Genomic DNA, 14,542 nt, shown 5'->3' with positions numbered 1-14,542 from the left:
TGCAAATAATTCTCATTTCTTTATGTTTGTTTTTTAACCCCTCAAATACAATGCATTAGCACTAAAGTTGGGCTGTAAATTATGACTAATAAAAACTATGCTGAAGCTATAATAATTAAAATAATCAAATGCGATGTTCTCAATTTGGTCAATAAGCCTACTTGCAATTGTTTACCTAGCAATTCTATTTGCGGTTGCAGGTTGGGCTGATAAAAGAAAAGTACTGCCTTTTAAAGGTTTAACCTATGGTTTATCGCTTGGGGTATATTGTACATCTTGGGCGTTTTTTGGCACCACGGCACAAGCTGCATATAACGGCTGGTGGTTAGCGCCGACTTATGCTGGCACTATTTTACTGTTTATTTTTGGCTGGCAGGTATATTGTCGCATTGCACATATTTGTCGACAGCAAAAAATAACGTCGATGGCAGATTTTATTGCCACCCGCTACGGACAATCTTCAAGTTTATCAGGGCTAATATCACTTATTTCTGTGATTGCGATTGTGCCTTATATCTCTTTACAGCTTAGTGCGACCGCACAAAGTATGAATTTACTTACCGACAGAGCCGTCACACAAAGCCATGAAGTGTGGGCCGATAGCACTTTTTACATCACGCTTGTCTTGGCGTTATTTGCTATTTTGTTTGGTGCAAGACGGCTAAAACCCAGTGAGCATAACCCTGGCCTTATTGCGAGTATTGCTTTTGAATCTGTAGTTAAGCTATTGGCATTTGCTGCAGTGGGTTTATATGTGTGCTTTGCATTATTTGACAGCCCCATGGCACTGTTTGAAAAAGCACAGGCGCTGAATATCGATCAGCAAGTTGCTGTAACACAAAGCCCAACCTATGTGTATGTTGCCCATACATTACTCGGTATTTTGGCAACCCTATGTCTGCCAAGGCAGTTTCACATGAGCTTTATCGAAAAAAATAACGATAAAGAATTGGCTTCGGCACGTTGGCTATTTCCGATTTACTTATTGCTTATCAATCTGTTTATTCTACCGATTGCATACGCCGGATTAATTTATTTTCAAGGTCAAGAAGTCGGTTACGATACCTTTGTACTGGCACTTCCTATGGCAGCTGACAATGCTTTTGTTGCATTACTGGCATTTTTAGGCGGCTTTTCAGCTGCAACTAGTATGGTAATTGTGTCATCAATTGTACTTTCTGTGATGATAACCAATGACTTTATAAATCAGTTTATTTTACGCCGCTCGCAGCTTACATCGAGTAGCCGTGGACTCGATAAAAATAACCTTCTACATGCGCGTAAAATCGTTATCGTACTCATTTTATTACTTAGTTATTTCACTCACCGGGTACTGGGCGAGAGCACAACGCTTGCTAATGTCGGTTTAATGTCGTTTACCTTGGTTGCACAATTTTCACCAGCTATGATTATTGGTCTGTGGTGGCGACAAGCCTCTTGTCGAGGTGCGCAGCTTGGTATACTAAGTGGCTTTATCATCTGGGGTTACACACTATTACTGCCAAACCTAGCAGGCGGCTTAGGTAACGATAGTTTATGGCTCGTGAATGGGCCTTGGGGAATTAGCTGGCTTGCACCCACCAATTTATTTTTATTAGGCATGGAAAGCATCAGTCAAGCCTTGCTGTTATCGTTAGGTGCGAACTGTTTAGTGTATTTTTTGGTGCCGTTGTTTAGTCGTGCAACATTGGCTGAGCGCTTGCAGAGTAATAAATTTGTTTCTCAATTAAGTGACTCACGGATCAGCAACCACCTACATCCACTTAGTTATCATGATTTAGGAGCTTTATTGCAGCGATTTGCCGAGAAAGAGGCCGCGCAATCTCTGGTAAACCATTATTTTCCTGATGATAAAGGGAAGTGGAAACGCCCTGCTAATGTTGAATTAGAGCTACTGGTTGAGCGTGAGATGTCAGCGGTGATTGGCGGGGCATCGGCACGGCTTATTTTAGATGTAGCTAAAAATGAGCAGCGCCAGCCACTAGAACAAGTTGCTGAGTTTGTTGATGAAGCAAGTCAAGTTCTTAAATTTAATCGTGATTTACTGCAATCAACCATAGAAAACATCCAACAAGGGATCAGTGTAGTCGATAGTGAACTGCGACTTGTAGCGTGGAATCAAGGTTATAAGAATATGTTTGCTTACCCTGACGATGCTTTATATATAGGGCGTCCGGTGGCTGATATTATTCGTTTTAATGCTGAGCGTGGCCTGTTCAGGGGCGAAAGTATGACCAGCGAAGTTGAAAAACGTTTAGCGTATTTACGCCAAGGCAGTGCATATAAATATCAACGTTCGCACAATGATGGCCGTGTGTTTGAAATGCAAGGTAATCCGCTGCCTGGAGGAGGGTTTGTAACAACCTATACAGATATTACTGAATTTGTTAAGCAACAGAAAGCGCTGACAGAAGCCAATGTTAGCCTTGAAGAAAAAGTAGCGGCACGCACCTTAGCTCTGACTCAAGCAAACCAAGAGTTGTCAAAGGCAAAACGGGTGGCGGAACAAGCAACAGTCAGTAAAACCCGCTTTTTTGCTGCTGCGAGTCATGATTTATTACAGCCATTTAATGCTGCGAGTTTGTTTTGTTCATTAATGAATGAAAAAGCACAAAGCACTGAACTTAAAGAGCTAGCAATAAATATTAAAAATTCATTAGGCAGCGCTGAAGAACTGTTATCGAGTATTTTAGAACTAACAAAGCTCGATTCAGGTTCGTTTAAAGTACAAATGGGCGAGTTTGCAGCCAGCTCACTTGTAGAGCCGCTGCGCAATGATTATGAAGCCCTCGCAACTGATAAGGGTTTAAAGTTTATAATTGAGACTTGTGATGTGCGTTTGCATACTGATAAAGCGTTGTTACGCCGAGTATTGCGAAACTTACTCAGTAATGCGATTCGTTATACCGAGCAAGGTGAAGTGCGCTTAAAAATGCAGTACGACGACGACCATGTATCCTTTATTGTTGAAGATACAGGAATAGGCATTGCTGCAAGTGATCAACAAACTATTTTTCAAGAGTTTAAACAGCTTGGTGCTAAACCAAGTGCTGAAGGGTTAGGGCTAGGGCTTGCAATCACAAAGCGTATTTGTGACCTCTTAAAAATCCCTTTAGTGATGGGCTCTGAGATTGGAAAAGGGACGCAATTTACCCTAACTCTGCCTTGTAGAGTGAGCGCTGCGCCAGCGCAAGCGAAAGGCGCTGAGGCATCACAAGAAACAGAGCTGGGGCAATTGCGCATTTGGCTGCTTGATAACGACCGAAACGTATTAGAGGCATTAAAGCAGTTACTCGAAAATTGGGGCTGCGAAATATCAACGGCCACTAATTTAGCGGAACTTGAGCAGTTAAAGGCAAGCCAAGCACTACCACAATTACTGATTATCGATTATCAGCTTGATGATGGGGTAACGGGCCTTGAAGTGATTGAGCAAGCAGCCCTTACTGCGTTACCGGCCATCGTTAATACCGCGAATCATGACGAAGGAATACGCGAGTTAGTGCTCGATGCGGGCTACCCATTGCTTTATAAGCCTCTGAAAGCGCCCGCCTTAAAACGCATGATTAAGCGACTTACTTAATCTGCGTTTTGCTCAGTTGCTGGGGTATTGGCTTTAATTAAGCGCTCTACCTCAGCGACAAACTTCTTATCTAAGTCATCTTCATGGCTCAAAAATAACAGCATTTCATCACCATTGTGGTCAATGACCGTTAGCGTGGTGGTTAGTAGGGCGCTTTTAGCATAATCAACGTTGAGCTTTTTAATGTCACTAAAGCGGCGCTGATCTTTCTCAAGCACACCGTGCTCATTTTCCCAGTAACTAAAAATGGTGTTTTCAGTTATGCCGTTTCCATCAGTTTTAAAATCAACAAAGGCATCACTATAAAAGTATTGCACATTCTCATTTGCTGGGATGATCTCTTTTCGTTTTAAAAAGTTAACTTGATACGACCATAGCTTATCGCCGGTTACTATGGTTGAATTTGGCAGCAAATATAGCTCATAAATTAAGCCATAAAATAGCCAAGGCAACATGAATATCGAAATGATAACCTGCCTCGCTCGCCATTGAGAGTGGTACTCAAGAGCCTGTTCAGGTTGCTTGAGGTTTTGAATGTAATTAACCAGCGGCAACCATAAAATAGGCGTCACTAAAAACAGCCAGGTACCATATTCCCAGTTATAGCTTACGACTTCAGAAATGATAATCGCCAGCCATAACACAAACCCAACCGCAACGGGCATGATCTTATTTTTGCCAAAGGTTTGTTCGCTGTGCTTGCAAAGTTCAAGTAACAACGGAATAAAAAACAGTGGTGCAAATATACCTCGGGCAATCGGCATTATATGGCTTTGTTGTTGCTCTTTTATCGCTTTCCAGTTGCGATAGCTCCAGTAGTTAATGAATATTCCTAAGCTCAATAAGCTGTAAATAACAAACTTACTATTACTGACAGGGTAGAACTGTTGCTCAGCGAAAACTGGGCGGTTACTTGCTTCTATACGCCAAGCACCGATGAAAAAGATGATTGCTGCCAAGTAACTTAAAATAAAAACGCTATACCAGTTGGTTTCGTTATCCACTGGTGTGGTTGTGGCGCTATTTGTGCCGTATTTAATGATGCCGTAATGGGTCGCGTTATTGAGTTTTTTGCGTTCGTTTAGGTAAAGGTCTATTTGATCGGCTGGAATATGATCCTGCTTAGCACTGTAATCAAAGAATAAGGTCAACACCGAGTCTTTAAATGTCACGCGTTTTTCGAGATGAAAAAATGGGTTATCGATCGTGACCTGCTCATCATCAAACTGCCAATTAGAGTCCGTAAAAGTAACCTCTATTGTTGTTTCGATATTATTGGGGTAACGAAACCACATTGGTGCATTGTTACGTTCTCGCTGTTCAGGTTTATAAACCGAGCTTCGAATGTCACTGGCGTAAAAGTTGTTTTTAAAATCATTACCATCAGGTCGCCAAAAGTTATCAATAGTATAGTGCTCATTGGTAATTAGCTGACCGGTGTCCTCTGGAGATTCAACCAGCATAGGTTTGGCTGTTTTTAAGCCTTTGTAGGTATCTTGATAATATTCTCGATAATCATCTTCTACGCTTTTTAAGCTGTTTTTAGCGATTGAACTACGACGATTTATTGCTTCAAAGACGCCGTATTTATATTGAGTTGAGAAACTAACTGGCTCGTCAATACCTTCTGGGATTTGATAACTATCAAAAACCTGTATGCGTTTTAGGGCTGGCTCTGTGAGCATATCAGTAAAGCCTGTTTCACCTTTTTTAATGATTAAAGCCACGCCATAGTTTGGTTGTGCTAAATGCGCTAAGTCGCCGCGCTGATACGAAATGGTCGGATCAAGCCAATAGCGCTTCCCTTGATATTCAAGTGTAACAATGACGTGATCAAATAAGTTTGGGGCGACAGGTAAACTCGCTAAACGCTTTGTTTCTTCAGTATTTACCAATGCTGGATAGGCGTCAACGCCCAGTGCTTTTAACAATGAAATAAGCAGTACTGTTTTGTCTTTACAATCACCATAGCGCAGTGCAAGGGTTTCTGATGCCGGAGTTGGCCGATGCGAGTTGGTGCCCATTTCGAGCCCCAAATAACGTACTTCGTCTTGGCTAAAGCGTAGGGCTGCCACAATTTGTGACTCTAAATCAGTATGCTGCAATTTGATTTGACGGGCAATTGTTTCAATAGCAGGGCTCACTTCGATGGCTGATTGGTACAAAGGTAACGACCAATTGATCACCTCTTGCCAATTATTTACTTCAGAAAAATACACTTCCTTGTAAGGCGAATACCAATGCGGAACTTCGCTTGCGGAGCTAATAGTCGGCTCATTGTGTTGGCTAATTTGGTAGTCAAAACCCGTATCTAGCTTGGTTTTAGTAACTGGTGACTCGCTATTCATAAAGTTGATATATAAGGGCGTAGGCTTTTGCCACTTTACCCGCATAAATTGCTGCACTATCGGCACCGACCAGTTTAGTGTGCGCATGGTACTAAAGTGTTGATAAACCGGATTGCTGCCCGAAATCGTATAGCTGTAATCTAATATATCCATGACACGCATATCATCAATAATGATATTTAGGCTTAAAGTGCCATTGTATATTCGACTTGCTAGATCGGTCTCACGTTGTAAAACCTGTCGCTGAGCACTATCCAGTTTATCTATATATTCACCATTTCGGATAATCCCTAAGCTATTGAGCGAAAGTGATTGATAACTAGGATCAAAATCAATATTGAGTTGACTAATATAATCTACTCCAGATTGATTGGCAGCTTGCATAACCGTTCGAGTAAAACGTTGCTGTGGTGCTTGTTCAGTCACCTTAAACTGTGTATCGAGCATAAGATAGAAGGTCCCATCTTTAATATGCTCATTGGGGATATTCGGTGTTAGTAGCTCATGCTGTGTGACCCAGCTATCCGCTGGCGTAACCTGGTAATCATCAGCAGCTACCAAGCAGCTTATAAAAAGTAAAAAAAGCGATGATAACGTGAGGTGTAGGTGCGTCCATTTCATTATTATTTTCTAATTACGTTTAGTTTTATATGACAAATTACTGAAATAAACAGTATTAGCCAACCAAAATTAGCCTTTTTTGTCTCTTTTTTAGTTATAAAGGCATTGGGTGAAAATGAAGAGTGGATGATGTTTAAATAGTGTGGGTGGAAATAGGATTCTTCAAAAATCGGCGTATAGTGAAAAAATAATAAAAAGGAGATGTCATGGAAGAGGTTAAACAACAAAGCGTGACTCAAACAGCCGACGTTCAAGCAGATAAGGACTTAGTCGGTATAAAAGGTTGGCTGATTCTGGTTGCTATTGGAGTGGTTATTAGCCCACTTCGGGTTTTTTATGAAAGTATCAACACATTTAAGCCTATCTTTACGACTGATATGTGGCAAAGATTAACCTCACAATTTGGTGATATGTATCACCCGTTGTGGGAGCCTCTTTTAATTATTGAGATACTCTTTAATGTTACGTTATTTTTTGCATCACTTTATTTGATTGTGTTGTTCTTTAAGCATAAAAAAGCATTTGTTAGCTGGTATTTAGCTATCTTACTTGGTAGCCTAGCATTTATAGTGCTTGATGCTTTTGTCGTGAGCTTACTTGTGCCGAGTGTCAGTATTTTTGATAGTGAAATGAAAACTATGCTGATGAGAGGAGTTATTCAAGCCTTAATTTGGGGCCCCTATATGCTTTTATCTCAGCGTGTTAAAGCAACATTTGTTAAATAGTGCTGCAGGGCACGCTCACTTTTGCTTGCGTTCCGTGCGCTGGCTGCGATGTTAAAGTAAGCTCGCCACCTTGATTGCGTATTAGTTCTCGGGTGATCACAAGCCCTATACCTGTGCCATTTGCCTTGGTTGAGTAAAATGGCACGAACAAGTTATCGGGGTTTTGAATGCCACAGCCTTGGTCGCTAATTGCAATACTTAAGTTATCACCCTGCCTTAACCAAGTGAGGGTTGGGGCAGAATCGCTACCTGCTTCAAAGGCATTTTTTATCAAATTGATCAACGCTTGTTCTAGCTGCCCCAAGTCGGCATTAACATGAAACTCTTCACTGCTATTTATCACTAGTTCAGGAAAGATAGCGCTTAAACGTGTGTTTAGTTGCTCGCTACTGATTGTCTGTTTTTGTGCGGGTGGTAGCTTGGCAAACGCACTGTAACTGGCTACAAAATCAAGTAAATGCTGAGCGCGTTTTTCTATTACTTGCAGCATATCTTGGGCGAGATCATCGTGACTGCTAATTTGTCCTTGGCGCTTAAGGGTTTGCAATGACTGACTCATGGAATAAATCGGCGTGAGTGAATTACGCACTTCATGATTTAACACGCGAATTAAACGTTGCCAAACAAGTTGTTCGTTATCGCGAAGCTGTTGCTCAATTGAAAAGAAGGTTAGTAATTCAAAGTTTCTGCCAGTCCGCCAAAAAGTCTGCGATGAGATTTGAAAGCGTTGTTTAAACAGGGAGTCACTGTTTTGTTGCCATTCGCCATCATGTAGGGCAATGCCTAAGTCGCTAGCCGATTTACCTTCAATCTGGCGATGGCTAATACTGTTTTTAAACGCCCTATTACTAAAGTAAATCAAGCCATGAGGGTCTAGTATCACAATGGGTAAGTCCAGCATGCTGGCAAACTCAAAAACAAACTCTTCTGTTTGCATGTAATGGCGTTTGTTCTTGGCTATTTTATTGCTAAGCTTGGCAAAATCTTGCTTAAGCGCTGCGACTCGTCCACTTTGATAAGACGCTAAATGCCAACTATTACTTTCGTCATTTGCCAGTGCATCTAGTTGCAGACCAAAGCGTTCAACCACATCGGTGATCACACGGTAGCTTTTAATTAAAGCAAAAGCGCTTACTCCGATGAACGGCAATAATAGGCTGATACTGGCAAACCAATCTAGTTTTAAGCTGAGCGAAAGGGCAATGCCAAGCGTTAATAGCACCGCTATAACCAGATAAAAATAGCGTCGAACACGCTGCTCTAACGACAACTTGCTACTCATTTAGCGTTCAACTTCTTTTAAATCGAGCTGATGTTTATCAATGCGACGATAAATCGCCGATTTACTTAATCCTAAAAATTCTCCTGCGGCGATAACATTACCATTAAATTGCAGCAGCGCTTTTTGAATCATTTGTTTTTCAAGTTCTTCAAGGGGCAATAGTGGCAAAGCTTGTTCTGCATTACTATTCGTTTGCTCGCAACTTGGTTGATCTAAAATGAGGTCATTGGCTTGAATATTGTTGTTATCGCTCATGATCACCGCGCGTTCAATGCAGTGACTTAGCTCACGAATATTACCAGGCCAGCTGTAATTTTTTAGCGCTTTTAGGGCATCATCACTGAGCGCCATATTCGCTCGTTGGTATTTTTTACCATGCACCAATAATAAGTGTTCTGCTAAAGGAGCGATGTCGTCTTTTCTGTCACGAAGCGGTGGAATGTGCAGTTCAATGGTATTGAGTCTAAATAATAAATCACGGCGGAACTCACCCTGCTCAATGGCCGTAGCTAATTCACTATTGGTGGCAGAAATAATGCGAACATCGGCGGTCTTGGTTTGGCTTGAGCCTAGCACTTCAAATTCTTTGCTTTCTAGCACGCGGAGCATTTTACTTTGCAGCTCGAGGCTTAAAGTCGCAATTTCATCTAAAAATAAGGTGCCGCCTTCGGCAATTTCAAAACGCCCTAAGCGGTCTTCTTTGGCATCAGTGAAAGCGCCTTTTTTATGGCCAAATAGTTCACTTTCGAATAGCGTTGGCGCAATAGCGCCAATATTCACGCTTACATAGCGTTTATCACATCTGAGAGAATGCTTATGAATATAATGTGCTAATAAGCTTTTGCCTGTACCATTTTCGCCGGTAATTAAGATGCTGGCATCGGTTTTTGCTGCGCGCTCAGCTTTGGCAAGCAACAGTTGCATGATTTCTGATTTAGCTATGTAATGTGCTTGTGTGTCACTGGTAAGCGCCTTTAAGCATGCGTTGTCGTGATTACTTTGCTTGAGCTTGAGTTGTTGTTGCACAACGGCGGTTAAGCGTAAGTTATTCCATGGCTTTTCAACAAAGTCGACAGCCCCTAATTGCATGGCTTTAACGGCAACATCAATGCTAGCCCATGCGGTCATCACAATGACAGGTATGGTCGATCCTAATTGATTTAGTTGTTTTAAAAAGCGTAACCCTTCTTCACCTGAGGTGGTGTCGAGCTTGTAGTTCATATCGAGCAAAATCAGGCTAATGTGCTCTGATTTTAATAACTCAAGGGCATGTTCAGGGCCTTCGGCCTCAAGGCAGTGTAAGCCAAGTTGTTGTAATGCAACAGTAGCAGCCAGACGTACATCAGCTTGATCGTCTATGACTAAGATTTTATCCATGATTCTTCTTATTATCCTGTTGAGGTAGCTTAAGCCAAAACTTAAGCCACCATTTTGTGCTGTTAATCGTTACGCAGAGCGGCCATAGGTTTTGCTTTAAGCAGTAAAACCAAAGGTCTAAAGCAAGCGAATAGCGCAATACATAAGGTAATACTCCAAGCGAGTAATTGCAGTCTTACATCAAGTATCAGCCAAGACATTAGCTGGCCTTGTAACATGTAAAAACCCATCGTTACCACAGCGAGTGCAACCGCAAAGCCAACGAGCACAGGGATAATAGCTTCAACACTCATCAGCTTGAATAAGCGTGCTTTTTTCGCACCTAATGCCATACGAATACCAAACTCATAACGGCGCAGACCAAGGTTATAGCTCAGTACCCCAAAAATACCGATTGCTGCTAATAATAGAGTAAATAACGCTAAGGTACTACACAGAACCACGGTCAGACGGCTCATATACAGTAAATTGTCGTACTCTTGCTGTAAGTCGTTAAACTGCCACATGGTTAAGTCGCTGTTCTTTTCTTTTAGCGTATTAAGTATTTGTTTATTAGTCAGCTTAACGCCTTCAGAAGCTTTAATAGTAAACATGTAGCTATACGGTGTCGCTGGCCACCAAATGTGACGACCAAACGACTCGTCGTAGTATTTAGGGTGATTAAAATCTTCGGTTACACCCACCACTTCATACATCTTTTCTTCTATGCCTTGGTAGCTCTTGCCGATAATATTTCGATAATCTTGGCCTGGTAATAAGTTTTCTGCAACGCTGACTGATACCAGTATCTCGTTGGTTTCACCACGTATTGCTTGCTCGGTAAAGGTGCGGCCAGCGAGAATTTTGGTATTAACTAACGCAAAGTAATCAGGTCCTACCCACTGACTAGGGAAGAAAACTGAGCTTTTACCGTTTACATCTGTCAGGGTGTTGGCGTTTTGTCTTTGCGAAACAGGGCTGTGACCTAGGGCAACATCATCAATGCCTTGGCTATCAAGTAAAACCTGCTTGTATTGCAGCATATGTTCGTAGCGCTCAGCCAATGACATTTGATTATTTGGCTGGAACAGGTTGGCAAAATACAGGTTTTCGGTATCACTGCCGAGTGGGCGGTTAATCGTGCCCATGGCTTTACTGACTACCATCACAGAAAAACTAACAAGTAGCGCGGCAACAAACATTTGTGAGCCAATTAAAATACGTACTGTGCGGCCTGATACCTGCGAAACCCCACCTTTACCACTGTTCTGCATTTGCGTATTTAGGGTTTTGTAATTTACCAAACGCGCTGTAATTACAGAGAAAATATAAGCAAGAGCAATACACAGTATGATGGCAACAATGACCAACGTGCTATCAACCGCCAAGCTGTTAACCAGTGGTAATCGTCCTTCTGCCAAGATTTTAAATAAACGTATACCCCATACCGATAAAAACAGCGCAATGCTGACCGATAAAGTCATTAAAATCAGTGACTGTAAAAAGATACTTTTAAATAACGTGCTGCGTTTAGCACCTAACACCGCCTGCAAAGCGAGGGTTTTATGTTGAGCTAGAGCGCGCGAGAAGAATAAAGTGCTTACATTAAGTACCGCAATAATCAGTAGCCCTACCGCACCAGCTAACATCATCAAGCTTAAGTCATCGTTGTTACCCAGCTCAACGTCACGATACGGGGTTACTTCAGGTTTTACATCGGTAATCCCACCATTGTTTAGCCACTCTGATTTAACCGTATCAATTTGCTGTTTTAAATCGACTTTAACTTGATCCATGGTGACCCCAGGCTTTAAAGCAGCAATTAGTTTTAAGTTTTTGAAAGTGTTTGTCCATGGGCTTTGCCAATCGTCATTGTGAAAGAAACGGCGGTCAGCACTGGATGGAAACCACACTTCAACATCACTTGCTTTAAACATGTAAGGTGGGCTGAATGAGTCATCAACAACACCGACGATACGGTGCACATAATCGGTTTCACCCGCCATGACTGAAAGTGTTTTACCAATAATGTTCGGGTCGCTGTTGTAATGTTTACGCCAGAAGTTAGCAGAGATAACAACCCGATCATCAGGAGTTTCTAGCGTTTCTCCAAGGTCAAAACCTTGTCCCATTAAAAATGGCGTGTTTAATAAGTCAAAGTAGTTGCCGCCAACATACAGCACAGGCTCTTTTGGCTCGCCATCGAGGTTTGCAAAAATTTGCTCACCCGCATTGATCATCATACTTTGTTCAAAGCTTTGATTATGCTTAAGCCAATGCACCATGGACTGATAGCTTTGAAAGCCAGTGGCATCGTAGTCATCATAAGTAAGTGATTGCTCTACCACCACCATGCGGCTTTCATCGTATACATCAAGGGGCTTTAAAAAGTAGCTGTTAACAAGGCTAAGCACCACAAACAAGGTTGCCAGTGTTAAAGCAAGCGTTGCGATAACCGCAGTGACAAAGCCCGGTGCATTCATTAATGATGCCCACGCTAAGCTCAGTTGGGCGCGTGTTTTGGTTAATTTCATTACATCACCTCGGCGCTTTCGAGTGCATGCTCAGCAGTGTCGCTGCTAGGTGCTTGGCGAGCTTCAGAGTAGGAAACAATTTCACCATCTAGCAATTTAAGTTGCGTTTTAGCGCGCCCGGCATAACGTAAATCATGGGTTACCATACAAATCGTGGTGCCTTTTTTATTCAGCTCATCAAGCAAGTCCATAACTGCATCACCATTTTTTGAATCTAAGTTACCAGTTGGCTCATCCACCAATAAAATGCTTGGCTTGCCAGCCAATGCACGGGCAATGGCAATACGCTGTTGCTGACCACCGGATAATTGGTTTGGTTTATGCTGAGCACGGTGGCCCATTTCAACTTCATCAAGGGCCTGCTTTACCGCAAGCTCAATTTCGCTTGGGCTCATGGCTGGCTCTCGGTACGTGAGCGGCAGTGCCACGTTGTCAAATACCGATAATTCATCAATTAGGTTAAACGACTGAAATATAAAACCAATGTGACGGTTTCTAAGTTCAGCTTGCTGATCCATATCGAGGGTTTTTGTGTCGACTTCTTTAATGAAATAGTCGCCAGCAGTTGGGCTATCGAGTAAGCCTAATAATGACAGCAGCGTCGATTTACCACAGCCTGAAGGGCCGCTAATGCAAATATAGTCACCTTGGTTAATGTTTAGGCTGATGTCTTTTAATGCATAGGTTTCAACATTTTGGCCGCGATAAACTTTGGCGATTTTGTTTAATGAGATAAGCGTGTTGGTTTTCATAAACTGTCCTGTTCGATTTTTATTGTTGCCAAATGCTGCCATCTAGAAAGGTCTGAAATGATCAGCTGTTCGCCCACGGTGGCACCGCTCAAAAGTTGAATTTGATTGTCACTGAGTGTACCAAATTCGATATTGGTTGGCGTTGCTAACTGGGTATTTGGATTAAGTTTAAACAGCGTGGCTTCGCTGTATGCTTGTGCTTTTTGTGGCACGTTAATGGTTAACGCATTGGGAATAATGTTGCTAATTACATAGCCTTCAATGCTTAAATCTGGGCGGGCATTAGCAGGCAGTGTGCCTTGTAAATCAAGTTCGATAATAACTCGACCATCGGTAACGATAGGATCAATTCGGGTGACTTTGGCATCAACTTCACTGTGGCTTGCTTGGCTAAAGGTGTTTACTTTCGCTGCCATATTGAGTGCTACTTTTTCGGCATCAGCTTGCTTAACGCTTAGCTCTGCTTTTAGTGCTTTGTTTGAGCCAACCACGGCAAGGCGAGAACCCGGCACGAGATTTTGGCCAAGTTCAACATTCAACTCTTGCAACATGCCATCGATGCCTGCTGTTATTTGTAGCTGATCAAAAGCGTGTTGCTCAACTTGATAATTAAGCTCAAATTGGCTTAATAGTTCTTGCTGTATTTTGCTACGTTGTAAGTGCATTTCTTTAAGTTGTGCAAGGCGTTGCTGCTCGATACTTACTCGTTCTGTAAGCTGTGCAACGTTTAGCACGCTTCGTTTGTAATCGAGGCTTGAAACAATTCCTTGCTCGATCAGTTTGCTTTCGGCATCGACTCTGAGCTCTGCGCTTTGCAGCTCACTTTTTAAAATGGCGAGATTTGCTTGGCGTTCAAGTAGCTCGCTTTGCTGGTTAATTTTTTGCTCATTAACACTGGCTTTTTGGCGAGCAAGTTCTAGCCGAGCGACCGATAGACGCTGTGCTTGCTGCGGGTTTACTAGGCTTAAAATTACCGTGTCTTTTTTAACGATAGTGCCAGGGTAAACATGGATAGCTTCGACCATTGCGGTGTCGGTATTGGTTAAATAGCGTTGATACTTTGGCTTTAAACGGCCAAAACCACGTATTTTTACCACAAAATCGGCTTGTTCTACGGTTGCTATTTGCAATTGGCTTGCCGCAACCACAGTGGGTGTCGCCCATTGATACATCATTAAAGCGCCAAGAGCAGATACGCCAATAGCTGCACCAATCAGCCATTTTTTAGCTTTTGATTGTTGAGGTTTGCGTTTTAGTGTGCTGTCTAAATCCATTGGCGATATTTCATTATGTTGTAGGTTTAGCAACACAAAAGCGAGGAACGTGCCAAGGTTTAATTTA

Annotated in this window: 8 protein-coding genes; 2 read left to right on the top strand and 6 right to left on the bottom strand. The window is 42.2% G+C overall.

Features of this window, described 5'->3' with window-relative positions:
* The first annotated feature begins 133 nt into the window (after positions 1 to 133).
* Positions 134 to 3,583: a PAS-domain containing protein gene (locus tag L3Q70_RS16165; RefSeq protein WP_237114600.1), complete on the top strand. Its 3,450-nt coding sequence runs from the start codon at positions 134 to 136 to the stop codon at positions 3,581 to 3,583.
* On the opposite strand, the gene L3Q70_RS16160 is transcribed toward L3Q70_RS16165, so the two are convergent.
* Positions 3,580 to 6,552 carry a DUF3857 domain-containing protein gene (locus tag L3Q70_RS16160; RefSeq protein ID WP_237114599.1) on the bottom strand — a complete coding sequence of 991 codons (2,973 nt, stop codon included), beginning with the start codon at positions 6,550 to 6,552 and terminating at the stop codon, positions 3,580 to 3,582. The genes L3Q70_RS16165 and L3Q70_RS16160 overlap by 4 nt on opposite strands.
* A 206-nt stretch (positions 6,553 to 6,758) precedes the next feature.
* Between L3Q70_RS16160 and L3Q70_RS16155 the strand changes: the two genes are divergently transcribed.
* The gene (locus tag L3Q70_RS16155; protein WP_237114598.1) at positions 6,759 to 7,277 is read left to right on the top strand and encodes a DUF2569 domain-containing protein; all 519 of its coding nucleotides are present in this window, start codon (positions 6,759 to 6,761) and stop codon (positions 7,275 to 7,277) included.
* Here the strand turns inward: L3Q70_RS16155 and L3Q70_RS16150 are convergent.
* The 5 genes from L3Q70_RS16150 to L3Q70_RS16130 form a co-directional block, all read right to left on the bottom strand.
* Positions 7,270 to 8,559 carry a HAMP domain-containing sensor histidine kinase gene (locus L3Q70_RS16150; RefSeq protein ID WP_237114597.1) on the bottom strand — a complete coding sequence of 430 codons (1,290 nt, stop codon included), beginning with the start codon at positions 8,557 to 8,559 and terminating at the stop codon, positions 7,270 to 7,272. The two genes, L3Q70_RS16155 and L3Q70_RS16150, sit on opposite strands and share 8 nt — an antisense overlap.
* Complete coding sequence (locus L3Q70_RS16145) at positions 8,560 to 9,936, bottom strand: sigma-54 dependent transcriptional regulator (RefSeq protein ID WP_237114596.1); 1,377 nt, start codon at positions 9,934 to 9,936, stop codon at positions 8,560 to 8,562.
* 62 nt (positions 9,937 to 9,998) lie between these two features.
* Positions 9,999 to 12,449 (bottom strand): ABC transporter permease, encoded by a 2,451-nt coding sequence (locus L3Q70_RS16140; protein WP_237114595.1) that lies wholly within the window; start codon positions 12,447 to 12,449, stop codon positions 9,999 to 10,001.
* Entirely contained in the window at positions 12,449 to 13,201 is a 753-nt protein-coding gene (locus L3Q70_RS16135) for an ABC transporter ATP-binding protein (RefSeq protein WP_237114594.1), read from the bottom strand. Before L3Q70_RS16135 ends, L3Q70_RS16140 begins: the two co-directional genes overlap by 1 nt.
* Positions 13,198 to 14,475 carry an HlyD family efflux transporter periplasmic adaptor subunit gene (locus L3Q70_RS16130; protein WP_237114593.1) on the bottom strand — a complete coding sequence of 426 codons (1,278 nt, stop codon included), beginning with the start codon at positions 14,473 to 14,475 and terminating at the stop codon, positions 13,198 to 13,200. The genes L3Q70_RS16135 and L3Q70_RS16130 overlap by 4 nt, the downstream gene beginning before the upstream one ends.
* Positions 14,476 to 14,542 lie beyond the last annotated feature (67 nt).

It is taken from the genome of Pseudoalteromonas sp. CF6-2 (genome assembly GCF_021729425.1).
Taxonomy (GTDB): Bacteria; Pseudomonadota; Gammaproteobacteria; order Enterobacterales; family Alteromonadaceae; genus Pseudoalteromonas; species Pseudoalteromonas arabiensis.
The sequence above is the reverse complement of the archived record's forward strand: the minus strand, read 5'-3'. Positions and strand labels throughout refer to the sequence as shown.

Excerpts from the sequence above, each read along its gene's own strand:
- L3Q70_RS16135 (WP_237114594.1), bottom strand. The coding sequence starts at position 13,201 with ATGAAAACCAACACGCTTATCTCATTAAACAAAATCGCCAAAGTTTAT.
- L3Q70_RS16150 (WP_237114597.1), bottom strand. The coding sequence starts at position 8,559 with ATGAGTAGCAAGTTGTCGTTAGAGCAGCGTGTTCGACGCTATTTTTAT.
- L3Q70_RS16130 (WP_237114593.1), bottom strand. The coding sequence starts at position 14,475 with ATGGATTTAGACAGCACACTAAAACGCAAACCTCAACAATCAAAAGCT.
- L3Q70_RS16160 (WP_237114599.1), bottom strand. The coding sequence starts at position 6,552 with ATGAAATGGACGCACCTACACCTCACGTTATCATCGCTTTTTTTACTT.
- L3Q70_RS16155 (WP_237114598.1), top strand. The coding sequence starts at position 6,759 with ATGGAAGAGGTTAAACAACAAAGCGTGACTCAAACAGCCGACGTTCAA.
- L3Q70_RS16165 (WP_237114600.1), top strand. The coding sequence starts at position 134 with ATGTTCTCAATTTGGTCAATAAGCCTACTTGCAATTGTTTACCTAGCA.
- L3Q70_RS16140 (WP_237114595.1), bottom strand. The coding sequence starts at position 12,449 with ATGAAATTAACCAAAACACGCGCCCAACTGAGCTTAGCGTGGGCATCA.
- L3Q70_RS16145 (WP_237114596.1), bottom strand. The coding sequence starts at position 9,936 with ATGGATAAAATCTTAGTCATAGACGATCAAGCTGATGTACGTCTGGCT.